We start from the raw sequence: 22,463 nt of genomic DNA, 5'->3' as shown, positions 1-22,463 counted from the left end.
TCTCCTCCTCGTTATGCTTGAAACCAGTTCACAGCCGCAGGTTTCGTGTTGCGGTAAATATGTTTGATTTCCGTGTATTCTTCCAGACCGATTTTGCCGAGTTCGCGGCCGAAGCCCGATTGTTTGTACCCGCCCCATGGCGCTTGCGCGAAATACGGGTGGAAATCATTGATCCATACCGTTCCCATCCGCAGTTTGGCGGCTACGCGTTCGCATTTTTCAATATCCTTTGACCATACCGCTCCGGCCAGCCCGTAAATGGTATCGTTGGCAAGTCTGATCACTTCTTCTTCAGAAGAAAATGACTCAACTGTTAAAACGGGGCCGAAGATCTCCTCTTGGACTATCCGCATATCAGACTTGCAGTTTGAGAAAATAGTAGGTTCATAGAAGAAACCGTTTTGAAGGGCGGGATCATCAGGACGTTTGCCGCCTGTTTCCAGTTTTGCCCCTTCTTCGATGCCGATTTCTACGTATTTTTCGACTTTAGCCCGATGCTCGGCGGAAATCAGCGGACCGCTTTCCGTATCTTCATGAAAACCGTTTCCTAATTTTATGCGTTTCGTGCGCTTGATCAGCTCGGCTAAAAATTCATCATGAATGGCTTCGTCCACCAAAAGACGGGACCCTGCCGAACATACTTGGCCGGCATGGAAAAACACGGCGTTCAGCGCTTGATCTGCAGCTGTTTCGAGATCTGCATCTTGGAATACGATATTCGGATTTTTGCCGCCAAGCTCCAGAGCAATCTTTTTCACATTGCCGCTTGCCGCCTGCATGATTTTTTTGCCTGTTTCAATTCCGCCCGTAAAAGAGACCAAATCGACATCGAGGTTTCTCGCCAGCTCGTCGCCGACAGAGGCGCCCGGCCCCAGCACAAGATTGGCAACCCCTTTCGGAATACCGGCTTCTTCTATTAATTGAAAGACTTTAATGGTTGTCAGCGGAGTAATCTCGCTCGGCTTTAAAACGATCGTGTTTCCGGCCGCAAGAGCGGGAGCGATTTTCCAGCTCGCCTGAAGGAGCGGATAGTTCCACGGCGTAATTTGTCCGCATACGCCAATGGGCTCTCTGACGATTTTACTTACGGAATCGGGAATCGGAGATGAAATGACCTCGCCTCCGTCTTTATCCGCCAAACCGGCATAATATTGAAATACATTTGCGATATCATCCATATCGGCTTTACTTTCTTCAATCGTTTTTCCTGTATCGAGCGATTCCAGCTCAGCTAATTCGTTCAGATCGCGTCTGATTAATTCCGCAATTTTCAGAACAAATTGTCCGCGCTCGAGCCCGGAAAGCACCGGCCACTCCCCTTCATCAAATGCTTTTCTGGCTGCGGCGATGGCTTTCACCGCATCATCCCGGTCTCCTTCGCATACCGTTGCAATTTCTTCTTGATTAAATGGATTAATGATACGGCGCGTCTGTTTTTTTTCTGCACTGATCCATTCGCCGCCGATATAAAGCGTTTTGCTCATAAGAGTCCTCCTTACCGAAAAGTAAGTTTGTTAAATAAAAATTTAATGTTTTTAACAATATTAATTTAACATATGTTTTTTTGCCTGTCAAAACCCGGTCAGTCCGTTTAGATTTTGACATTTTGTCATGATTCGTTAAGATTAAGAACATAAAGAAATGACTTAACAAATTTAAACTTCAAGAGGAAAAGAGGGACAGTATGGATGAGAATCCAGAATTCGCAGCTATAGAACAAGCCAGGGATCTTGTCATTGATTCCATTGCAGAGACGATGGATCTTTACGGAATCACCCGGAGTGTCGGGATTTTATACGGAACAATGTATATGAGGGATGAAATGACGCTTGACGAAATGCGTGAGGAACTGCAGATGAGCAAACCGAGTATGAGCACAGGCGTCAAAAAGCTGCAGGATTTAAATGTGGTCAAAAAAACCTTTCACCGCGGCACACGGAAGCATACGTTTGTAGCGGAAAAAGATTTCTTTACGTTTTTCACGAATTTCTTCCCGCCGAAATGGGATCGTGAAGTTCAGGTGAATTTGTCCGCCATCGAACAGGCCCAGGCGGATTTGCAGTCCGTTTTGCTGGCCGAGGAAGGCAACGCGGAATTACAGGAAGAAGCGCGGCAGTTATATGATCAGCTTGAAAGTTCGAAAGCTTATTATCATTGGCTGAAGCGTCTCGCTGACTCGGTTCAGAGCGGGGAGATTTTTAAATTTATTCCGATAGAAACGGACGAAAAAAACGCCTGAATCAAAATCAGGCGTTTTTTGTCGTGATTTGATTATTTTTGAGAAAATATAGGAACATAACCCCATTTACTTCCATTAAAATTGATGGTAAATTTTTATAGGTATGGTCGTTCTTTTTTAAGAACAATCAGCAAATTTTTTTTAGGGGGATTTATGAAAATGAAACAGAAATTTTTCTCAACTGTCATGGCAAGTTTATTCGGCCTGGTTTTGCTTCTTTCTCTGCCGACAGCGTCATTCGCCGCTGAGTCAGGCTCAACCGTTCACGAGCCGGAAATGTCCACGAAAGCGACTGCTACCTTATTTGCAAAATATACAGGTGCCAGCCAGCAGGAATGGTCATTTTCTGATATCGAATTGACGTACCGTCCGAACACGATCCTGAGCTTAGGCGTTATGGAATTTACCCTTCCTAGCGGATTTGCGGCTACAACAAAAGATACAGTCAACGGACACGCTTTGCGTGAAAGACAGATTCTGAATAACGGCAAAACAGTCAGACTTCCGTTAAACATTGATTTGCTCGGCGCAGCGGAATTCAAGCTTTCTCTTAATAATAAAACATTGCCTGCTGCAGGTACATATAAGTTCCGTGCAGAAAATAAATCATTAAGCATCGGCTCTAAATTCTATGCTGAGGACACAATTGTTGTTCAAAAACGCAGCACACCGCCGACACAGCCTTGCAACTGCAAATAATTGCGAAAAACGGACCGGCACAAGCCCATCGCTTGTCAGCCGGTCTTTTTTTGTGCTGTTTTCTTTCTTCCGGCCCTCGCATTGACAAACCCTTGAAACAGGAGTACATTCTTGTTTGTTGTATTTGGAGTGACGAAAACAGTTTCTTAAGGAGTTATGAGGATTGGGAAAAATCAAAAATAAACAATTTGCCGTCATCGGACTCGGCCGTTTCGGCGGAAGCATCTGTAAAGAGCTTTTTAAAATGGGGCATGAGGTGCTTGCGGTCGATATCAGCGAAGAGCGGGTCAACGCATACTCCTCTTATGCCACGCATGCTGTGCGGGCAAATTCAACGGAAGAAAGCGAGCTTCAGTCGCTCGGCATCAGAAATTTTGAATATGTCATCGTAGCAATCGGCGCCAACATTCAGGCAAGCACGCTGACGACGCTGTTATTGAAGGAGCTGAACATCCCTAATATTTGGGTGAAAGCGCAAAACTATTATCATCACAAAGTGCTTGAAAAGATCGGTGCTGATCGTATTATCCATCCCGAAAAGGATATGGGCGTGCGGATTGCGCAAAGCCTTTCGGATGAAAATGTCTTAAATTACATTGATTTGTCAGATGAATACAGCATTGTGGAGCTTTCAGCCACGAAAAAGCTGCATTTAAAATCCATTCTTGATCTCGGCGTCCGGGCCAGATTCGGCTGCACCATTCTCGCCGTGAAACATAATGGAGACATTCAGCTGTCCCCTTCTCCGGAGACTGTCATTCATGAATGTGACTGCCTTGTGCTGATGGGGCATAAACGTAATATTAAAAGGTTTGAAACTGAAGGAATGTAAAAAAGCCGGCGGGCTGCCGGCTTTTTTTGATGCTTATGTTTCTTCACTTAACTGGACGGCGGTTTGGTCAACCCAGCCGATCAGCTCATCTTTCACTTGAATTTGGTACCAGACGGATTCTCCGTTTTGTTTTTCAGATACAACTTTAATATGCTGGCCGGTAAACTTTTGCGCCGATGCCAGTTTAATAGAATGCTGCTCTTTTGACGGCTTGGACCACACGTCTTCAATGGCGTGGTCTTTGATGGCGCCTTTCATATCAACTGCTTTAAGAGAGGCATTGATTTTGTCATATTCATTCAGATTATAGGTTTCTATGACATCTTTAATTTTTTCAGCATAGCCGGGGTCTGTGGCGTAGCCGGATTTTTGAAGGGCAGCCGCCGCTGTTTTATAATTGTCCGCTTCAATGACGGGCTTATACTTCTTTTTATTCCAAGACGTTCCGTTGACAAATAATTTGGCATGGTCATCCATTGATTCAAAAAACGTGCTGTATTTACGGAATTTTGCCCGAATCGTTTTTCGTTTTCCTTTTTCAAATTCATCCGTTTTCATCGTGACGTGTTTTCCTTTATAATCACCTTTTACACCGAACAGGTTGCGCGCTTTCCCCGCAAGCTCACTGTTCCCCCAGTCCGATTCGAGAATGGCCTGTGCGAGGGTGATGCTCGGAAGGACATGATATTTCTCATATAAAATTTGAGCATGCCCGGAAAGGCTGTCAATAAAGACCTGCTGCTCGTCCACCTCTTCAGGCGGTTTTTCTTCCATCACTATGAATTTCGAAAACACCATTGATACCAGAAATAATCCGAATATAAGAGATACAGCAAAAAGGCACCCAAGCACCCTTTTGGTCTTTGCTTTCTTTTTCATATCAACCTTCCTTTAATTCCGGAATCACTAGATTTATAATTTTACTGGTCATTGATGAAAATTTCAATAAAATAGGGAAAAAGACGGAGAAAGAACACATTGTGCAAATAAAAAAGACTCCTCTTTGAGGAGTCTTTTTTGTTATGCCATGCTCAGCTGAGGGCCGAACAATTCATATTGAACGGAATCAGAGTCAAACCCGAGAGCAAGAATCATATCTTTCATTTGCGTCATAAACTGCGCTGATCCGCACAAGTAAAATTCAGCATCTTGATTCAGATGAAGCTGCTCCAAGAAGGTTTGATCAATCCTGCCGCTGTAAAAAGGCTTGTCTCCTGAGCGGTCTTGTTCTGCCGGTTCACTGTATACGTAAATGATGTTACGATTCGGATGATTCTCCGCAGCTTGTTCAGCCTCTTTGCGGAACGCGGCGTACTCTCCGTTTTTCGCGGCATGAATAAAAGTAACGGAACGCTCCGGCTGTTTTTCGGCGGCTGTTTTCAGCATGCTCATCATCGGCGTGATTCCGGAACCGGCACTGATAAGAACAACCGGTTTTTCGGCAGAAGACAGCTTGAAATCCCCGGCGGGTGCGCTGACTTCAAGTTTATCTCCCTCTTGAACTTCATTGTGGAGATGAGAAGAAACCGCTCCGTCCTTTTTCACAGAAATCCGATATGCCCCTTTTTGAGAAGCATCAGACAGGCTGTACTGGCGAATGTGCGTATAAGGAGAATCCGCAATCCGCACTTTAATGCTGATATATTGTCCCGCTTCAAATCCAGGAAGCGAAGAACCGTCACTCGGTTTGATATAAAATGATGTGATATCTATGCTTTCTTTCGTTTTCTGTATAACCGTAAATTCTTTATACCCCTGCCATCCGGCTTCATTGTACATGTCTTTTTCAATGCCGATGAAAGCCTCCGCAATAACACCGTAAGCTTTTTCCCATGCCTGCATAATCTCAGGAGTTGCGGCATCCTGCAGCACATCCTTAATTGCCAGAAGCAGATACTTTCCGACAATCGGATAATGTTCCGGTTTTACACCGATGCTTGTGTGTTTATGGCCGATCTGTCTGACCGCCGGAATGATTTGTTCTAGTTGATCAATATTCGCCGCAGCCGCAATGACTGCATTTGCCAATGCTGCGCGCTGAGTCTGTTTCTTTTGGTTCGTTTGGTTAAACATATTTAACAGTTCGGGATGATCTTGAAACATCAGGTTATAAAAGCGTCCGGTGATGTTTTCTCCATGTGTTTGCAATACGGGTACTGTGCTTTTGATGATGTCTATTGTTCTCTCATCCAGCATGTTAATCCTCAACCCTTCTAAAGATGTATTTTCAATATATCTTTATAGTAAGAGATATTTTGAATAAAAGATATATTTAAAATGAATCTTTAAAAAAGTCGTCACAATATTGTGTTGGATTTGGAATTTATGGATTTTACCTCCTTTTTTATCACCCGGTGAAACAGGGACACATATATTTAGGAATATACGTTTAAAGATGAAAGCGGGGGAGTGCATGGTTTCCGATATCGATTACACGTCTCCGAATACACAGTTCACTTATAATGTGAATGAGAGCCGTTTTTTTACGAAAGATGCTCGGAACTTTATCAATGTATTGGGGATTAAACAGTTAAACACGCTTGAAAATATTTCATTATTAGATATCTTTCTGAGCAAAACAAATGTGATTGAACCGCATACCCATCAAAACGCCGCTGAATTGGTGTACTGTATTTCGGGTTCCGCGGTGGTGTCGATGCTGAATCCGTTCACCCAGAAAATACGGAATTATCCGATCTCTTCAGGACAAGTGGCGAATGTTCCGCAGGGGTGGTGGCATTATGAAGTCGCCACTTCAGACAAAACCCACCTTTTGGCCATATTTGACGCCCCTTCGCCTGAAGTGATATACGGCTCGGATATTCTCCGTCTGACGCCGCCTGAGATCATGGCGCATACGTACTGTCTGAATGAGCATGAGTGGGAAAAAGCCGTTTCACCGATCCGGCAATCAACTGTAATAGGTCCCGATAAATACTGCGGACAGACTGAAAACACGGGGATTCATGATATGAATACGCCTTATCAGCCAAATACGCATTATCCGAATGATCCGTATCGGCATTATGATACGCCGTTATATTGGGGATATTAAACGGAGAGCCAGAGCGGCATCGACAGAAAGAGCCCCTCATTGGAGAGGGGCTCTTGATCATTACGATCCGGTTCCGCAGCTTACTTTGTACTCGCCTTCGGACGATTTTTTTGAATAACATACGTGCGGCGTCTGTCCGGTTTCATCTTTCCAATTGAACCAATTTACATAATAAAGGTTCCCGGCCTCTCCGCCGCCTTCTTCTTTTCGAAGAATCGCAAAGTAGCTTTGATACGGATATCCTTTTTTATAAATGTCATGCCTGATGGCTCCTTTTTCTGAAGCAGACGTGAAGACGATGGGAGAAAGAGCCGGGAGCGCTGTTAAAAGAAGTGCCAGTGCCGCTGAAAGAGTTAGTAGAAGATAGATTTTCTTTTTCATTTTCTCTCTTTCCTTTATTTTGAATTGTTAGAAATGAAGCAGAACATAGAGGCTGCCGCAGAAGATGAAAAAACAAAAAAACCCTTATTTATAGAATAAGGGTTTAAAGGTATGGAGCCAAGGGGGCTCGAACCCCTGACCTCTACGCTGCCAGCGTAGCGCTCTCCCAGCTGAGCTATGGCCCCGTGCTGTAACGTCATGTTTTATTATAGACGAGTCTTCTATGAATTTCAAGCAGAAAATTCAGTTTGCTCATATTTTCCTGAGACGTTTTTCGAACATAAAAAGAAGACCCTCCGGGGGGCCTCTTCGTTTATCGCACGAGCATGATTAAAATGATGCCGAGGATGACACGGTAAATGGCGAACGGGACAAGCTTAATCCGGTTAATAAGCCGAAGAAAAAACTTGACGACTAAGAGGGCGACGACAAAGGCGCAGATAAAGCCGACTAGAAAAAACGGAATCATGTCATAAGAAAGACTGCTCCAGTATTTCACCAGCTTCAGAAGGCTTGCGCCCGCCATAATCGGAATAGCCATAATAAAGGTGAAGTCTGCGGCTGCCCGGTGATTCAAGCCGACAATGACACCTCCGGCAATCGTTGAGCCTGAGCGGGAAAATCCGGGCCATAAGGCGAGACACTGGAATAATCCGACACAGAAAGCCTGTTTGTAGGTGATTCTGTCTACCGTATCGATCGTTTCTTTCCTTTTATTGATCCAGTCCGCTATAAGCATAAGCACGGCTCCGGCAATTAATCCGTAAGCGACCGTTCTGACGGAGAATAAATAGCGGTCAATGAAATCCTCAAATAAAAAGCCGAGCACCGCCGCCGGAACAAGACCGACGGCGATTTGCGCGATGGTCAGCCTGTATCCCTTCTGCTGATCGCGCGTGACGTTTTTTTTGAGGCCGAGTAAATGTAATATCCGATCCTTAAACACAATGGCCACCGCCAGAATCGAACCGAGCTGAATCACCACTTTGAAGGAATTGGCGGCTTCCGGATTCATCAGGCTTCCGGATTTCAGCCAGATGTCATCCGCTATGATCATATGTCCCGTGGAAGAAACCGGCGCATACTCCGTCAGCCCTTCCACGATTCCCAAAACGGTTGCTGTGAACATCTCCCATAGTGTCATCCCATTCTTCCCTTCATTCATCATTTACAAAAGAGAAGCTCTCCTCTGAAGGAAAGCCTGTCTTATAATAAATATCATGTCCGTTCCGATTTTATGACTTCGATCCAGCATCATTTTTTTCTTCTTCATATAAATGCGAACGCATTTTGAACCAATCAAACAGATGGGTCGTGACCACTTTGATGACCGCATACCCCGGGATGGCTAAAATAATGCCGACAACCCCGAACAGCTTTCCGGCGGTTAAAAGAACAAAGATGATGGTAATCGGGTGAATGTGAAGATTTTTCCCCATGATCTGCGGCGAAATTAATTTCCCTTCCACGAGCTGGACAACGGTCCATACAATCGCAAGCTTCAGCAGCATAAGGGGCGAAGTGACCAACGCGATAATAATCGCCGGCGTGATGGCAATGGTCGGCCCTAAATACGGAACAACGCTCGTACAAGCGGCAATGACCGCAAGCAGTGACGCATAATCAAGTCCGATAATCAGATAGCCGATAAATAATAAAAACCCGATGCAGAAGCTGACGATGACCTGTCCTCTGATATAGGAACTTAATCTGTGGTTCATTTCACTAAGCATCGTATACGTTTGTTCTTTCAGACGGGTGGGCACAAACTTTAAGATATAAATCGGCAGTTTTTTGCCGTCTTTCAGCAAATAGAACAGAATAAACGGCACGGTCACAATTGAAATAATTACTTCCGTCAGCGCGCCGATAAAATTCCCGACTCCGGTAAATGTGCTGTTTGCAATTGTCGCCGCCTGCGCCGATACTTTATTAGCAAGATCGGAAATGTTGATATTCATCGTCTTTTGCGCCTGATTTACAAAATCGCTTCCGATCAGGCTTTTCGTCTGATCTTCAACGATATCCACATATTTCGGCAGATTGTCGATCAGGCTCATGATCTGTTCCTTTAAAAACGGAATAATTGAAACGACCGTAATCGTAATCAGCCCTATAATAATGAGGTAAAGGAGCAGGATGGAATAGACTCTTTTCACTCTTATTTTTTCCAATATATCTACGATCGGATTAAGCAGATAATAAACAATTCCTGTCAAAATGACGGGGAGCGCAATCGTTTTGAGCAGGACGATAATAGGTGTGAAAATAAATGATGTCTTCATAAAGACAAGGATATTGAGACCGATGAGCAGCAATACAAGCAAAAACAAGACAAATTTATTGTCTAAGAAAAACTGTTTAAATCTGCCGCCCCATGTTTGCAATGTTTCCACTATTGTTCCTCCATCATATGTATTTTACTTAAATTGTACACTATCGTTCCTGTAATGAAAAATAATAACCGGTCTCTATGGGAATTTTTCCTATCCCTTTAGCTGGCAGCCTTTTTTCCATTTATGTTTCTCAGAAAAAAAGCTATAATGTAAGCCAATACATAGAAGGAGCGATAGCAATGATTCGATTTGCAACAGTCGGAACGAATTGGATTACAGAACGATTTCTGGAGGCGGCTTCTGCTATTGATGATTTTCAATTAACGGCGGTTTATTCCAGAACTGAGGAACGCGCGGCGGAATTCGCCGGCAAACACGGCGCTGCTCATTATTTTACCAGCCTGAAAGAAATGGCGGAAAGCAAAGCCTATGACGCGGTGTATCTCGCCAGCCCGAATGCATTTCACAAAGAGCAGGCGGTCCTTTTTATGGAACACGGCAAGCATGTACTGTGCGAAAAACCGTTTGCGTCTAACGCAAGGGAAACGGATGAAATGATTCACGCAGCCAAAACGAACGGCGTTCTCTTGATGGAAGCCATGAAAACAACGTTCCTGCCGAACTTCAGCATGCTTCAAAACCACTTACATAAAATCGGACCCGTCAGGAGATTCACAGCAAGCTACTGCCAATATTCATCACGATATGATGCATATAAGAACGGTACGGTGCTAAACGCGTTTAAGCCTGAATTATCGAACGGTTCGTTAATGGACATCGGCGTGTACTGCATTTATCCGGCCGTCGTCCTGTTCGGCAAACCGAAAAACGTCATTGCGACCGGTCATAAACTAGCATCCGGCGTTGACGGCGAAGGCACGGTCATTCTGTCATACGACGGATTTGAAGCGGTGCTGATGCATTCGAAAATCTCAAATTCGTTTGCCCCGGCGGAAATTCAGGGTGAAGACGGCACGATCGTTCTGGACAGCATTCACGGACCGGAACGGGCGGAAATCCGCTATCGTGACGGCCGGACGGAAGACATTTCAGTCCCTGATCTGAAACCATCGATGTACTACGAAACGGCTGAATTCATCAATCTTCTTCGAAACGGACAGCGGGAGTCTTCCGAAAATACATTTGAACGTTCTTTCATTACGGCAAGCATTATGGAAGAAGCGAGAAAACAAATCGGAATTGTCTTTCCCGCCGATCAAAACTAAAAACATCCGCCCTGATTCGGGCGGATGTTTTTTATTTGGACGCTAACAGGTCAGCAAACGCTTTTGCATACTGCGGAAGGTCGGGCGGGCGGCGGCTTGATACAATGTGGCCGTCAGTTACGACAGCTTCATCCAGCCACTGTGCCCCTGCATTTGTCATGTCGTCTTTGATGCCGGGCGTGCTCGTTACTTTTTTTCCTGCGAGAATTCCGGCAGATATGAGCACCCAGCCCGCATGGCAGATCTGGCCGATCGGCTTTTTCTGCTCGTTCATCGTACGGATGATGTCCAAAACTTCGGGATATCTTCGCAGTTTGTCAGGAGCCCAGCCGCCGGGCACGAGCACGGCGTCATACTCCTGAATAATCAGGCTCTTAAAATCGTAATCCGCCGTCGCGGGCACGCCGTATTTTCCTTTGTATGAACGGCCCGCTTCTTCTCCTATTAAATGAACGATCGCGCCTTCCTCTCTCAGCCGGTAGACGGGATACCAAAGCTCTAAGTCTTCAAAATCGTCACTGACAAGCGCTATGACTTTTTTGCCTTCTAATCTCATCACTGCCACTCCCTTCTTTTATACTAGTGTATCGCTTTTTTAAAATGAGGAAAAGAAACAGCTCGCTACAGCTGTTCTTCGTCTTCAGACTGAATCGTAAATTTCCGTGTGACCTGCTGCAGTTCTTCAGCCATATGCGCAAGCGTTTCGGCGGATGAACTGATTTCTTCCATGGAGGCCAGCTGCTCTTCAGCTGAGGCGGCGATGTCTTGAATGCCGGCGGACCCTTCTTTGGCGACTGAGGTAATGTCCTCCACCGCGTTTGTCACATTTTGCGACCCGGCTGCAAGCTTCTCAAGCGTTCCGTTCATATGCTGCAAGGCGCCTGAAATCTGAGTCGTCATTTCTGAGATTTTTTTGAAGCTTTCGGCCGTTTGATCCGTAATATCGAGGCCTTCCTTCACATCTTGATTCACCGCTTGGAATACGGAAAGCGATGTGGCGATTTCTTTGACGATTTCCTGAATCAGCGTTTCGATTTCCTTCGCGGAGCCGGCTGATTGTACGGCAAGCTTTCTCACTTCTTCCGCAACGACGGAGAAGCCCCGCCCGTATTCGCCTGCTCTGGCCGCTTCAATGGCAGCGTTTAAGGCAAGCAGATTTGTTTGATCGGCAATGCCGTTAATGACGTTGAGGATGCTCTTAATGTCGTGCGACTTCGTTTCCAGCCCTTTTACGACCGCTTCCGCCTGCTGTACGGAACGATCAATTGTTTTCATCTGGCCGACCGTTTTCGCCACTAATTCTTCTCCGCTTCCGGCCGTTTCAGAGGTTTGGATGGCAGATTCAGTGATTTCCGCCGATACATTCGCCGTCTCGGCAATGCCCGCATTCATTTGGGAAAGGTGATCAGCACTTTCTTCCAATTTCTCGCTTTGTGATTCGTTTCCGTTTGAGAATTGTTCAATCGCCAGTGTAATATGCTCTGTCGCCTTGCTTGTCTGTCCGGCGGATGCCGTCAGCTCTTCGGATGAAGAAGCGACATGTTCGACGGATGACTGGATGACGCCGATGACAGACCGGAGTGACGCCGACATCTCATTGAAGCTTTGGCTGAGCTGCCCGAATTCATTTTTCGACTTGATGTCAATGACTTCCGTTAAATCGCCGTCACTGATTTTAGCTGATGTCGAAACAAGTTTTTTGAGCGGTTTTGCAATCGAGCGAATGATAAAAACGATTAAAATACCGCCGACGATAAGAGAAACCGCCAGGATGATCAGCGCCATTTTCATGACAGGCGAGGCTGCGTCATGGATCTCACTGACAAAAAATGTGCCGGCGATTTTCCAGCCCGTCAGTTTGTTTGTCGTGAAGGCCATTTTCTTCTGCTGTCCTTCAAACATGTATTCAAACGATCCGCTTGATTTGGAAAATACTTCTTCCGTCCACTCTCCGGAGCCTTCCGTTCCCGCTTTTATAGTCGGATGCGCGATGTATTTTTTATCTCCCGTTGTAATGAAGGCAAAACCTTTATGACCGATCTGGACGCGTTCGGAAGCGTTCAGCAGGTCGCCAAGATTAATATCAAGCGCCACAACGCCTGATCCGTCTTTTGTCTGCTGGGCAATCGTAACAACCGTCTGTCCGGTTGCAGCGTCTTTATAGGGCTCGGTAAACACCGGCTGTCCGCTTTTTTCAACCGCTTTGGTATACCACTCGCGCGTGAGCGGATTATAATCGGACGGCATATCAACGGACGGATATTTCACGAACGCTTTGTCGCGAGACGCGGCGTAAATTGACGCGACATCGTCATTTACGGTGACATACTGCTTCATGTTGTCAAGCAGTACCGATTTATTTTTTGTGTTCAGTTTTTCCTTTGTGATTGATTCGCTGAAGTAGTCAATCGCTTTCAGCTTACCCTCAAGCATGTTTTCCAGCACGCTGTTCAGTTCACTGACATTTCCCTGGGCGCTGTGGGTCAGTTCGCTTTCTAATGTACTCCCCGCCGTTTGGTAGCTGAAGTAGGCGAGTATGCCGACCGGAAGCACCAATACGGCTAAAAATGCCGCGATCAGCGGCTTGCTGATGGATGGCTGTTTGATCCAATGTATCAGTTGTTTCATTTTTTCAGTCTCCTTCTTTGAAAAGCTAAATCTAATATCGTCAGATAGGACAAAAGATTTATTAAAAAAACTAAAAAAAACACCCAAACAGCACATTTGGGTGTTCTATGACCTATTAATCTATTTTAAATCGTTTCGTCATATCACGTAATTCTTCCGCCATTTGGGATAACGTTTCCGAAGACGAACTGATTTCTTCCATTGAAGCCAGCTGTTCTTCGGCGGAGGCCGCAATATCCTGAATGCTGGCGGAGCTTTCTTTTGCGATGGACGCGATTTGCTCAGAAGCTCCTGAAATCTGCTGAGAGCCTGCTGTCAGCTGTTCTACCGTCGCATTCATATTTTGAATTTCTCCGGCGATCTGGTTCGTCATTTCAGAAATCCGTTTGAAGCTCGTTTCGGTCTGATTCGTAATATCCAGTCCGCTCTCCACCTCTTTGTTGACGGATTGGAACATGCCGAGAGATGTATTGATTTCGTTGACGATTTCTATGATTAAGCTTTCGATTTCTTTCGCTGAATCGGCTGACTGGACCGCAAGTTTTCTGACCTCTTCGGCGACGACTGAGAAGCCCCGCCCGTATTCACCCGCACGTGCGGCTTCAATTGCCGCGTTCAGCGCAAGAAGGTTTGTCTGGTCAGCGATTCCGTTAATGACACGGAGAATGTTTGTAATGTCTTTTGATTTTGTTTCAAGTCCGCGCACCACTTGTTCAGCTTCTTTCACTGACCGGTCAATGACGTTCATTTGGCCGACCGTCTGATGGACAAGCTTTCCGCCTGAATTGGCGACTTCCGCTGATGTGGCGGAGGATTCGGTAATGACGGCAGATGCTTTCGCCATATCTTTAAGCCCGCTGTTCATTTGGTAAATATGTTCCGCCGCGCTTTCAATATTTTCACTTTGGCTTTCATTTCCGTTAGAAAATTGTTCGATCGCCAGTGTGATATGTTCGGTTGCCTTGCTTGTCTGCTCCGCTGAAGCCGTCAGCTCCTCTGAGGAAGATGCGACGTTATTCACGGAATCCTGGATGGCATGGATGAGAGACCTGAGCGAAGCGGCCATATTGTTAAAGCTTTTGCCAAGCTCGCCTAATTCATCTTTTGACTGAATCTCGATCGTTTCTGTTAAGTCGCCTTCACTGATCTGTTTCGATGATGTCACAAGCTGCTTGAGCGGTTTTGTGATTGAACGGATAATCAGCACCATGACGATGGTTCCGATCACAATCGCTAATACGAGAACGAGCAGGGACAGATGAAGGATCGGCAGGGCCGCTTCATGAATTTCGTCCAGATACATCGTTCCGGTAATCTTCCAGCCTGTCAGCCCGTTTGTATCATAAGCCATTTTCTTTTCCTGGCCGTCGTATTTGTATTGAAAATCACCTTTTTTGCTGGTGAACAGCTGTTCAGCCCACTCCCCGTTTAATACTGTGCCTGACGTGCGGTTCGGGTGGGCGACCACTTTTTTGTCTTTCGTCAGGATAAAAGCGTAGCCTGATTTTCCGATGTTCACTTTCTTTGTCGTTTTCAGAAGCTCATCGATTTTCATATTGATGGCGACGACTCCTGAGCCGTCTTTCGTCTGCTGAACGACCGTCACGACCATCGTATTGGTGGAAGCCGTGCGGTAAGGATCTGTTACAACAACTTTCCCCTTATTTTCCACGGCCTTTTTATACCAGTCTCTTTCAAGCGGATTATATCCTTTAGGCATCTGCAGATCCGGATACCGTGTGAAATGTCCTTCCGTGTCACTCGTATAAATGGATTCCACGTCTTTATTGATCTTCATGTACTCTGTGAATTTATCGGTAATTTGCGATTGGTTTTTCGGCTTGTACCGATCCTTTGTGAGCCAGTCGCTGAAATATGCCGTTCCGTCTTCCTTTTGGCTGATGCTTGTGTTGATCATATCGTTAATCTGCTGCACATTATCTAGTGCGCTTCCCATCATCTGCCTGTCAAGCGTGCTTACCGCCGATTGATAGGCGATAAAAGCCAGCGTTGAAATAGGAAGAATGAGAATGGCCAAAAAAGAAATGAGCAGTTTTCTTGTAAGCGATCTCTGCTTGATGATTTGCACAATTTTTTTCATCTGCTATATCTCCTCTTGCGTGTTTACCCTTCATATCGGCAATTATGGGTAATTATACACATCCAAAAAGAAGAAATATAACGAAACATACTTTTTACCTATCTTAAAATTAGTCTTTTAGACTTAATTAAGAGTTTATCTTAAAACGCTTTGTCAGTTCGCGTAATTCTTCCGCCATTTTTTCCAGCGTGACGGCGGAGGAACTGATTTCCTCCATGGACGCAAGCTGCTCTTCAGCTGAAGCCGCGATGTCCTGAATGCCGGCCGCGCTTTGTCTGGAGACGGCCGCGATATCCTCTGAAGCGTTTGATACTTCCTGAGACCCGGCAGAAAGCTGTTCCACGGTTGCATTCATATTTTGCAGTTCACCGGCAATCTGATTTGTTTTAACGGAAATGTCCCGGAAGCTTTTTTCCGTTTCGTCCGTTAACTGAAGTCCGCTTTTCACCTCGTGATTGACGGATTCCAGCATTCCGAGCGAAGTATGAATTTCTTTGACGATTTCATGAATTAAGGATTCGATTTCTTTCGCTGAATCGGCGGATTGGACGGCAAGCTTTCTCACTTCTTCGGCAACGACTGAAAAACCGCGTCCGTATTCTCCCGCTCTTGCCGCTTCAATGGCTGCATTTAAAGCAAGGAGATTCGTTTGATCGGCAATGCCGTTAATGACGCGCAAAATGCTGGTGATGTCCTGCGATTTGAGTTCAAGCCCTTGTACGACTTGCTCCGCTTTACTTACGGATTGGTCAATGGCGCCCATCTGGCCGGCTGTTTTCTTGACAAGCCGCTCACCGGCGCCGGATATCTCCGCCGATTCAATTGACGTTTCCGTCACCACGGCTGCCGCTTCCGCCAGATCACTGAGCCCGTCTTTCATCTCATTCACTTGGGCTGTCGCTTTATCAATACTCTCACTTTGGTCTTCCGTTCCATTAGAAAACTGTTCAATCGCAAGGGTGATATGTTCCGTTGCTTTGCTCGTCTGCTCAGCCGAAGCCGTCAGCTCCTCTGAGGAAGAAGCGACATGTTCAACAGAGTCCTGAATTCCCTGAATAAGCGAACGGAGCGAATCTGTCATATGATTAAAACTTTTACCGAGCACGCCCAGCTCATCTTGAGAGCTGACATCAATGGTTTCCGTCAGATCTCCGCTGCTGATTTTTTCCGCTGAAGCTACGAGACGTTTTAACGGTTTGGTAATTGAGCGGATGACAAAATAAATGAAAATCATCCCTGCGGCAATGGCTATCGCCAGTATGATAACGGCCAGAGTCAGAACCGGTCTTGCCGCATCTTTGATTTCTTCCACGGACATGGTTCCGCTGATCTTCCAGCCCGTCGCTTCATTGGTCACGTACGCCATTTTTTTCGCTTTCCCGTTCAGCGTATATTCAAAGTCGCCTTTTTGCCCGCTGAATAATGTATCAACCCATTTTCCCGATACCGCCGAGCCGGCTTTTTCATCACTGTAGGCAACGGCTTTTTTATTTTTGCTGAGGATAAAGGCGTATCCTTCTTTTCCGATGTTCACTTCTTTTGTCATCGTGATGAGATCGTCGATTTTTATATCAATGGCGACGACGCCTGATCCGTCTTGCGCCGCGCGGGCCATGGTGACGACCATCTTTTTGTTTGAGATGGACTCATAAGGGTCTGTGATGATGGTTTGGCCTTTATTCTCCATAGCTTCCTGATACCAGCTTCTTTCAAGCGGATTGAAATCGGCCGGCATATCGGCATGCGGATAACGGGTAAACGTTCCTTCCTTGCTGCTTGAAAATACGGCGGACGCTTTATCATTGCTTTCAATAAACTGTTTGAACCTTTCTTGCATTTCCGTTTGGTTTTTTTCTTTAAATTTAGCGCTTGTCGCCCATTCGCTGAAATATGCTGAGCTTTTTGTAAACATTCCGATCCGGTCATCAATCATATTGTTTAAGATTTGCACATTTCCTTCGGCGCTTTCCATCATTTGCTTTTCAACGGATGAAGCCGCCGAACGGTAGGCGCCGGCAGCCAATACTGCTACCGGAATGATTAAGATCAGTAAAAATGAAATGATCAGTTTTTTGGCTATTGATTTTCTGGCGATTTTTTTTGCTGTTTTTTTCAATTTTGTAAACCTCTTTCAATCATTTACTGTTTATATCGGCCGACTCCCTTTTTATTACATTGAAAATTAAGTCATAAATGAAAAATAGTTCTATATACTCTCTTTGTATGCAAGACTTTTTATTCAATTATCCGGCTGTCACTATAAAAAAGGACGCCTTCCATCCGGAAAGCGTCCTTTTTTACTAGTTGATTTTAAATTGTTTCGTTAATTCCCGCAGTTCTTCGGCCATTTGCGCCAAAGTATCGGCGGATGTGCTGATTTCTTCCATTGATGCAAGCTGTTCTTCTGCGGATGCGGCAATATCCTGAATGCTTGCTGCGCTTTCCCTAGATACGTCCGCAATATCCGTCACTGCGGCTGAAACGTGCTGGGAGCTGTCTGACAGCTGTTCAACCGTGCCGTTCATCGATTGAAGCTTCTCGGCGATATCGTTTGTCATGCCGAAGATATTCTGGAAGCTTTCTTTCGTGCGGTCCGTCACGGCAAGTCCTGATTGAACTTCTTCATTAACGGATGTGAACATGTGAAGTGATGTATTAATCTCAGCCGTGATTTCCTGAATGAGTTTTTCAATCTCTTTGGCAGAACCGGCGGATTGGACGGCAAGCTTTCTCACTTCTTCGGCTACTACTGAGAAGCCCCGTCCGTATTCACCCGCTCTTGCCGCTTCAATGGCTGCATTTAAAGCAAGCAGGTTTGTCTGATCGGCAATGCCGTTGATGACTCTTAAAATATGAGTGATGTCTTTTGATTTGGCCTCAAGGCCTTTTACAACCGCTTCCGCCTGCTGGACCGATTGATTGATGAGATTCATCTGCCCGACGGTTTGCTGCACATATTCTTCCCCGGTGCCGGCAGCTTCCTTCGATTGTTTAGATGCTTCCGTAATGGATGATGATGTGCGGGAAACGGCGGCGAGTCCGTCATTTATATGATTCAGCTTGGCTGAGCTTGAATCGACTTTTTCGCTTTGCTCTTCGTTTCCGTTTGAAAACTGCTCAATGGCCATTGTAATATGTTCCGTCGCTTTGCTTGTCTGCGAAGCTGAAGCGGTCAGCTCTTCTGATGACGCGGCCACATTGTCGACAGAGTTTTGGATCGCGCTGATCAGTCCGCGCAGAGATTCTCCCATTTCATTAAAGCTCGCGCCGAGTTCGCCCAATTCATCTTTCGAGCGGATATCAATGGTTTCAGTCAAGTCTCCGCCGCTGATTTGTTTAGAAGAGCGGACAAGCCGTTTCAGCGGTGACGTAATGGATCTGACAATCAACAGAATTAAAATTCCCCCGATGATAATGGATGCTGCAAGGACGATCATTCCCATCGTCAGCACCGGTTGTGAGGCGTCTTTAATTTCGTTGAGCTCCATGCTCCCCTCTATTTTCCATCCGGTCAGTTTATTTGTCGTAAACGCCATTTTTTTATTTTGATCATCGAGCTTGTATGAAATAATGCCGCTGTCTTTGCTGTATACCTCATTCAGCCACGGGGTTGAAACTTTGTCGCCCGGTTTGTGGTCTTTATGCGCGACATAGGTTTTATTTTTGGACGTGATAAACACGAATCCTTTTTGCCCGATTTTGATTCCCTGCATCTGCTTCAGCAGCTGGTCAATCGTAATATCCATGGCCACTACGCCTGTTCCGTCCTGCATCTGCTTTGCCACGGTAACGACCATGCTGCCGTCGCTTGCCGCGGTGTAAGGGTCGGTGACAACGAGCGTGCCGCCGGCCTTCACAGCGTCTTTATACCAAGTGCGTGTTCTCGGATCGTAATCGGCCGGAGTATTCTCCTTCGGCGCCTGTGCGTAGCCGCCGTCTTCCGTTCCTCCGTAAATGCGGGCTACGTCCTTATGAATAGACGTGTATTGCCCGAACTTTTCTTCAAGAGCAGACATGTTTTTCTTTGAGAAGGATGATCCTTTTAACGTTTCACTGAAAAATTCAATCGCCTTTGCTTTTGAGCCGATATCATTTGTAATGGTTGTGTTAAAAGATTCGATGTTATTTTTCGCGTTGCCTGAAATCTGATCATCCAGCGAATTGCTCGCCGTATGGTATGAACTGAATTCTAACACGAGAATCGGTATGATTAAGATCACGATAAATGAAATGATTAATTTACGTGAAATCGATGCCTTTGTGCACCAATTAATGAATTTTTTCATATTAAGCTGCTCCCTCAAGTGTGATACCTTATATATCGGCTCAGTCTTCACATTTTGTTAACATTTCCTCCTTTTTTATGACTTGATTTTCATTGCCCAAGCTTCCTGCATATCTTATAAAAAAAGAGAAGGGGGGCGCGCAGATGATTATCATATCCGGCCAAGTGCTTCGTCCTCAGGACATCGCGAACTGGCAGACGGAAGAAAGCCTTGTTCCGTATATAAATGAACTGCTCAATTCTCCCGTACAATTCGATTACGGGTCGATTGCTGAACTGATGTTCGAGGTGCGGCTGCGCCGCCATATTGTGGAAGCCGCAAGAGAACTGCACGGATCAGGTGTGAAATTTGCAACTTTCGCCAAAACATACGGAAATACGGCTTATTGGAGAGTGACGCCGGAAGGAGCCTTGGAGCTGAAGTACAGAATCCCCGCTTCAAAAGCGATTCGGGACATTATTGAAAACGGGGCGTTTTACGCATTTGAATGCGCTACCGCCATTGTTGTGATTTATTATCTGGCCGTCTTAAAGACAATCGGTGAAGAACGGTTTAACCGGCGTTTCCGGGATATCACTTTGTATGACTGGCACTATGAGCATCTGCCGATCTACACGGAAACCGGCAGCCACTTTTTACGGGGAGATTGTTTATATTTTAAAAATCCTGATTTTAATCCTGCAAAGGCTCAGTGGCGGGGAGAGAATGTCATTGTGATGGGGAATGATCAATATTTCGCCCACGGTCTCGGGATTCTGACCGCTGAACAAATCATCCAGAGATTGAATTCTTTAAGAAAAAAAAATGCCGTGCAGCCGGCTTATCTGCTTAACCAGGCAACAAGGCTTGATGCACCCGCGCTTTATCAGATCATGCATTAAAACAATCCCATCGTCTGTCATTGTGACGATGGGATGCGGAATGCTTTTCTTTTCCGGTAAAAAGCCGTCGTGCCGAGCGCTTGGTTTGCAGCCCATTCAAACTTCTCTAAATCATGTCGGGTGACGGCTCTGTCCCGTCGGCTCCATTTAATGGCGCGGACAAAGTAATACCCTTTAATCGGCGCCATGGTGACTTTGGAATGCGGAAAATCTTCAAAGACAAACTCAATAGTCCCTCTTTTTTTGTAGGACATTTGAAGAATCTTCATCATCCATCACCTCACGATTTCTGGATTATGATTCGCACAATTCTTCCAAAACGGTTTTCACGTCTGTCGGCCCTTCAAGTTTCGCGGCGGACTGGCCGGCCCATAAAGACATATACTCCGCGTCTCCTGATTGAGCCGCGTGCCCGCGCATCGGCTTTGTCAGCGTATTATGCAGCGGATAAGGCAGCGTATTTCCCTCGTCAGCCTCATATGTTTTCATGAACTGATTCACGATTCCCCGCGCCTGTTTTCCCGAAAACAGAGTGGTCAGCCGCGTGTCGGCTCCTTTTGAATCGGCAATGGCTTTTTGATATCCCGGTGAGGCGCTGCTTTCTTCACAAAGGAGAAACGGTGTTCCTACTTGAACGCCGTCCGCACCCAAACAGCGGGCGGCCTGCACGCCGCGGCGGTCAAAAATGCCGCCTGCCGCAATCACCGGGATATTCAGCGCGTCTTTAGCCTGCGGAATCAGCGCCATAAGGCCGAGAGCCGGTTCTCCTTTAACCGGCAGAAACGACCCGCGATGTCCGCCGGCTTCTATTCCCTGAAGGATAACGGCGTTCATTCCCCGTTCTTCAAAAGCCTTCGCTTCCTCCGGCGTTGTCGCCGTGCCGAAAAGGAAACATCCGCTTTTCTTCAGCTTTTCCGCCGTTGCTTCCGGCGGCAGGCCGAAGGTGAATGAACACGCTTTGACTCCGTAACGGATCAGAAGCTCCGCTTTTTCCTCGAAATCATTCCATTCTTCTTTCAGATCAGCGAACGGCTTGGCGTCTTTTGCCCTCGGGATGCGGGCTTTCCATTTTTCAACCAGTTCCGCCTCAGGCATCTGCCTTTCTTCCGGAACGAAAAGATTTACTTGAAAGGAGCGGTTCGTCAGCTCTTTCATCTCGATAAGCTGTTTTTCAAGGGCTTGCGGGCTGACGTATCCTGAAGCGAGGCTTCCGAGCGCCCCTTCATTCGATACCGCCGAAGCCAGACGCGGCGTGACCAGCCCGCCGGCCATCGGCGCTTGAATGACGGGCTTTGTTAATGACAATGCACTCATCCACTCACTCATTTGTGTTTTCCTCCGTTTCAGCCTGTATTTTGATATAACATGTTCTGTTTCGCGGACCGTCAAATTCGCAAAAATAAACGCCCTGCCATGTTCCGAGTATCATGCGCCCGTCTTCTATGATGACATGCTGGGAGGCGCCGATTGTACTCGCTTTCATATGTGCCGCCGTATTTCCCTCCATATGCCGGTCCAGTTCGTGCTCCCACGGATACATTTCATCAAACCTTCTGAGCATATCCCTCTTCACATCCGGATCGGCATTTTCATTTATGGTAATGCCGGCGGTTGTATGGGGACAGTATATGAGCGCCAAACCGTTTTTCACGCCTGTTTTGCGGAGAAACGCTTCGGCTTCATGTGTGATGTCGATCATTTCATCCCGTCTGTTTGTTTGAATCTGCATTTTTTTCAGCATATGAATGCCTCCTTTCTTTTTCTCTTCCTTTCCCATATTCGTTTCTGTATTTGTCTTT

20 protein-coding genes, 1 tRNA gene and 1 pseudogene are annotated in these 22,463 nt (G+C 46.1%); 6 read left to right on the top strand and 16 right to left on the bottom strand.

Annotated features, from left to right (window positions below; genetic code table 11):
- Window positions 1-11 precede the first annotated feature (11 nt).
- Entirely contained in the window at window positions 12-1,484 is a 1,473-nt protein-coding gene (gene betB, locus ABK447_RS05025) for a betaine-aldehyde dehydrogenase (protein ID WP_014418720.1), read from the bottom strand.
- 200 nt (window positions 1,485-1,684) lie between these two features.
- On the opposite strand from betB, the gene ABK447_RS05020 reads away from it, so the two are divergent.
- From ABK447_RS05020 to ABK447_RS05010, 3 genes are all read left to right on the top strand, one after another.
- Window positions 1,685-2,239 carry a GbsR/MarR family transcriptional regulator gene (locus tag ABK447_RS05020; RefSeq protein ID WP_007410170.1) on the top strand — a complete coding sequence of 185 codons (555 nt, stop codon included), beginning with the start codon at window positions 1,685-1,687 and terminating at the stop codon, window positions 2,237-2,239.
- A gap of 159 nt (window positions 2,240-2,398) precedes the next feature.
- Window positions 2,399-2,938 carry a biofilm surface layer hydrophobin BslA gene (bslA, locus tag ABK447_RS05015; RefSeq protein WP_015240450.1) on the top strand — a complete coding sequence of 180 codons (540 nt, stop codon included), beginning with the start codon at window positions 2,399-2,401 and terminating at the stop codon, window positions 2,936-2,938.
- 163 nt (window positions 2,939-3,101) lie between these two features.
- Window positions 3,102-3,770 (top strand): TrkA family potassium uptake protein, encoded by a 669-nt coding sequence (locus ABK447_RS05010; RefSeq protein WP_094031236.1) that lies wholly within the window; start codon window positions 3,102-3,104, stop codon window positions 3,768-3,770.
- Between the two features lie 33 nt (window positions 3,771-3,803).
- On the opposite strand, the gene ABK447_RS05005 is transcribed toward ABK447_RS05010, so the two are convergent.
- Window positions 3,804-4,649 (bottom strand): glucosaminidase domain-containing protein, encoded by an 846-nt coding sequence (locus ABK447_RS05005; RefSeq protein ID WP_094031237.1) that lies wholly within the window; start codon window positions 4,647-4,649, stop codon window positions 3,804-3,806.
- 141 nt (window positions 4,650-4,790) lie between these two features.
- Window positions 4,791-5,966: an NO-inducible flavohemoprotein gene (gene hmpA, locus ABK447_RS05000; protein ID WP_100001565.1), complete on the bottom strand. Its 1,176-nt coding sequence runs from the start codon at window positions 5,964-5,966 to the stop codon at window positions 4,791-4,793.
- 217 nt (window positions 5,967-6,183) lie between these two features.
- Between hmpA and ABK447_RS04995 the strand changes: the two genes are divergently transcribed.
- Window positions 6,184-6,825, top strand: a complete 642-nt coding sequence (locus ABK447_RS04995) for a cupin domain-containing protein (RefSeq protein ID WP_012118280.1) — start codon at window positions 6,184-6,186, stop codon at window positions 6,823-6,825.
- Between the two features lie 60 nt (window positions 6,826-6,885).
- On the opposite strand, the gene ABK447_RS04990 is transcribed toward ABK447_RS04995, so the two are convergent.
- The 4 genes from ABK447_RS04990 to ABK447_RS04975 all read right to left on the bottom strand — a co-directional run bounded on the left by ABK447_RS04990 (window position 6,886) and on the right by ABK447_RS04975 (window position 9,602).
- On the bottom strand, window positions 6,886-7,206 hold the full coding sequence (locus tag ABK447_RS04990; protein WP_094031239.1) for a hypothetical protein: 321 nt from the start codon (window positions 7,204-7,206) through the stop codon (window positions 6,886-6,888).
- Window positions 7,207-7,318: 112 nt separating this feature from the next.
- A tRNA-Ala gene (locus ABK447_RS04985) sits at window positions 7,319-7,391 on the bottom strand.
- A 128-nt stretch (window positions 7,392-7,519) separates the two neighbouring features.
- Window positions 7,520-8,350 (bottom strand): undecaprenyl-diphosphate phosphatase, encoded by an 831-nt coding sequence (locus tag ABK447_RS04980; RefSeq protein ID WP_046702390.1) that lies wholly within the window; start codon window positions 8,348-8,350, stop codon window positions 7,520-7,522.
- A gap of 91 nt (window positions 8,351-8,441) precedes the next feature.
- Complete coding sequence (locus tag ABK447_RS04975; RefSeq protein WP_007408629.1) at window positions 8,442-9,602, bottom strand: AI-2E family transporter; 1,161 nt, start codon at window positions 9,600-9,602, stop codon at window positions 8,442-8,444.
- Between the two features lie 179 nt (window positions 9,603-9,781).
- Between ABK447_RS04975 and ABK447_RS04970 the strand changes: the two genes are divergently transcribed.
- Entirely contained in the window at window positions 9,782-10,768 is a 987-nt protein-coding gene (locus ABK447_RS04970) for a Gfo/Idh/MocA family protein (RefSeq protein WP_015240454.1), read from the top strand.
- A gap of 31 nt (window positions 10,769-10,799) precedes the next feature.
- On the opposite strand, the gene ABK447_RS04965 is transcribed toward ABK447_RS04970, so the two are convergent.
- From ABK447_RS04965 to ABK447_RS20885, 6 genes and pseudogenes are all read right to left on the bottom strand, one after another.
- Window positions 10,800-11,324, bottom strand: coding sequence for a type 1 glutamine amidotransferase domain-containing protein (locus ABK447_RS04965; protein ID WP_003152143.1), 525 nt, complete (start codon window positions 11,322-11,324; stop codon window positions 10,800-10,802).
- A gap of 65 nt (window positions 11,325-11,389) precedes the next feature.
- Window positions 11,390-13,396 (bottom strand): methyl-accepting chemotaxis protein, encoded by a 2,007-nt coding sequence (locus ABK447_RS04960; protein WP_007408631.1) that lies wholly within the window; start codon window positions 13,394-13,396, stop codon window positions 11,390-11,392.
- Between the two features lie 115 nt (window positions 13,397-13,511).
- Window positions 13,512-15,497, bottom strand: coding sequence for a methyl-accepting chemotaxis protein (locus ABK447_RS04955; protein ID WP_007408632.1), 1,986 nt, complete (start codon window positions 15,495-15,497; stop codon window positions 13,512-13,514).
- 127 nt (window positions 15,498-15,624) lie between these two features.
- On the bottom strand, window positions 15,625-17,613 hold the full coding sequence (locus ABK447_RS04950; RefSeq protein WP_039063518.1) for a methyl-accepting chemotaxis protein: 1,989 nt from the start codon (window positions 17,611-17,613) through the stop codon (window positions 15,625-15,627).
- A gap of 184 nt (window positions 17,614-17,797) precedes the next feature.
- Window positions 17,798-18,625, bottom strand: a complete 828-nt coding sequence (locus ABK447_RS20890) for a methyl-accepting chemotaxis protein (protein WP_370530897.1) — start codon at window positions 18,623-18,625, stop codon at window positions 17,798-17,800.
- Between the two features lie 165 nt (window positions 18,626-18,790).
- A pseudogene (locus ABK447_RS20885) lies at window positions 18,791-19,783 on the bottom strand (cache domain-containing protein); the annotation flags it as partial.
- 143 nt (window positions 19,784-19,926) lie between these two features.
- Here ABK447_RS20885 and ABK447_RS04940 point away from each other — a divergent pair.
- Entirely contained in the window at window positions 19,927-20,664 is a 738-nt protein-coding gene (locus ABK447_RS04940) for a protein-glutamine gamma-glutamyltransferase (RefSeq protein WP_007408635.1), read from the top strand.
- Between the two features lie 17 nt (window positions 20,665-20,681).
- Here ABK447_RS04940 and ABK447_RS04935 read toward each other — a convergent pair whose 3' ends face one another.
- The 3 genes from ABK447_RS04935 to ABK447_RS04925 are packed head-to-tail and all read right to left on the bottom strand — an operon-like array spanning window position 20,682 to window position 22,405.
- A complete protein-coding gene (locus ABK447_RS04935; RefSeq protein ID WP_007408636.1) occupies window positions 20,682-20,933 on the bottom strand; it encodes a hypothetical protein in 252 nt (83 codons plus the stop codon).
- Between the two features lie 25 nt (window positions 20,934-20,958).
- Window positions 20,959-21,990, bottom strand: coding sequence for a nitronate monooxygenase (locus ABK447_RS04930; protein ID WP_108654985.1), 1,032 nt, complete (start codon window positions 21,988-21,990; stop codon window positions 20,959-20,961).
- The gene (locus tag ABK447_RS04925; RefSeq protein WP_032867354.1) at window positions 21,983-22,405 is read right to left on the bottom strand and encodes a secondary thiamine-phosphate synthase enzyme YjbQ; all 423 of its coding nucleotides are present in this window, start codon (window positions 22,403-22,405) and stop codon (window positions 21,983-21,985) included. The genes ABK447_RS04930 and ABK447_RS04925 overlap by 8 nt, the downstream gene beginning before the upstream one ends.
- Window positions 22,406-22,463: the final 58 nt, after the last annotated feature.

The sequence above is a fragment of the Bacillus sp. hwrm1 genome (genome assembly GCF_040207805.1).
Taxonomy (GTDB): Bacteria; Bacillota; Bacilli; order Bacillales; family Bacillaceae; genus Bacillus; species Bacillus velezensis.
The sequence above is the reverse complement of the archived record's forward strand: the minus strand, read 5'-3'. Positions and strand labels throughout refer to the sequence as shown.

Coding starts and splice junctions, on each gene's coding strand:
- betB (WP_014418720.1), bottom strand. CDS start 1,484: ATGAGCAAAACGCTTTATATCGGCGGCGAATGGATCAGTGCAGAAAAA.
- ABK447_RS05020 (WP_007410170.1), top strand. CDS start 1,685: ATGGATGAGAATCCAGAATTCGCAGCTATAGAACAAGCCAGGGATCTT.
- bslA (WP_015240450.1), top strand. CDS start 2,399: ATGAAACAGAAATTTTTCTCAACTGTCATGGCAAGTTTATTCGGCCTG.
- ABK447_RS05005 (WP_094031237.1), bottom strand. CDS start 4,649: ATGAAAAAGAAAGCAAAGACCAAAAGGGTGCTTGGGTGCCTTTTTGCT.
- hmpA (WP_100001565.1), bottom strand. CDS start 5,966: ATGCTGGATGAGAGAACAATAGACATCATCAAAAGCACAGTACCCGTA.
- ABK447_RS04995 (WP_012118280.1), top strand. CDS start 6,184: ATGGTTTCCGATATCGATTACACGTCTCCGAATACACAGTTCACTTAT.
- ABK447_RS04990 (WP_094031239.1), bottom strand. CDS start 7,206: ATGAAAAAGAAAATCTATCTTCTACTAACTCTTTCAGCGGCACTGGCA.
- ABK447_RS04980 (WP_046702390.1), bottom strand. CDS start 8,350: ATGACACTATGGGAGATGTTCACAGCAACCGTTTTGGGAATCGTGGAA.
- ABK447_RS04970 (WP_015240454.1), top strand. CDS start 9,782: ATGATTCGATTTGCAACAGTCGGAACGAATTGGATTACAGAACGATTT.
- ABK447_RS04965 (WP_003152143.1), bottom strand. CDS start 11,324: ATGAGATTAGAAGGCAAAAAAGTCATAGCGCTTGTCAGTGACGATTTT.
- ABK447_RS04960 (WP_007408631.1), bottom strand. CDS start 13,396: ATGAAACAACTGATACATTGGATCAAACAGCCATCCATCAGCAAGCCG.
- ABK447_RS04955 (WP_007408632.1), bottom strand. CDS start 15,497: ATGAAAAAAATTGTGCAAATCATCAAGCAGAGATCGCTTACAAGAAAA.
- ABK447_RS20890 (WP_370530897.1), bottom strand. CDS start 18,625: ATGGCCATTGAGCAGTTTTCAAACGGAAACGAAGAGCAAAGCGAAAAA.
- ABK447_RS04940 (WP_007408635.1), top strand. CDS start 19,927: ATGATTATCATATCCGGCCAAGTGCTTCGTCCTCAGGACATCGCGAAC.
- ABK447_RS04935 (WP_007408636.1), bottom strand. CDS start 20,933: ATGAAGATTCTTCAAATGTCCTACAAAAAAAGAGGGACTATTGAGTTT.
- ABK447_RS04930 (WP_108654985.1), bottom strand. CDS start 21,990: ATGAGTGAGTGGATGAGTGCATTGTCATTAACAAAGCCCGTCATTCAA.
- ABK447_RS04925 (WP_032867354.1), bottom strand. CDS start 22,405: ATGCTGAAAAAAATGCAGATTCAAACAAACAGACGGGATGAAATGATC.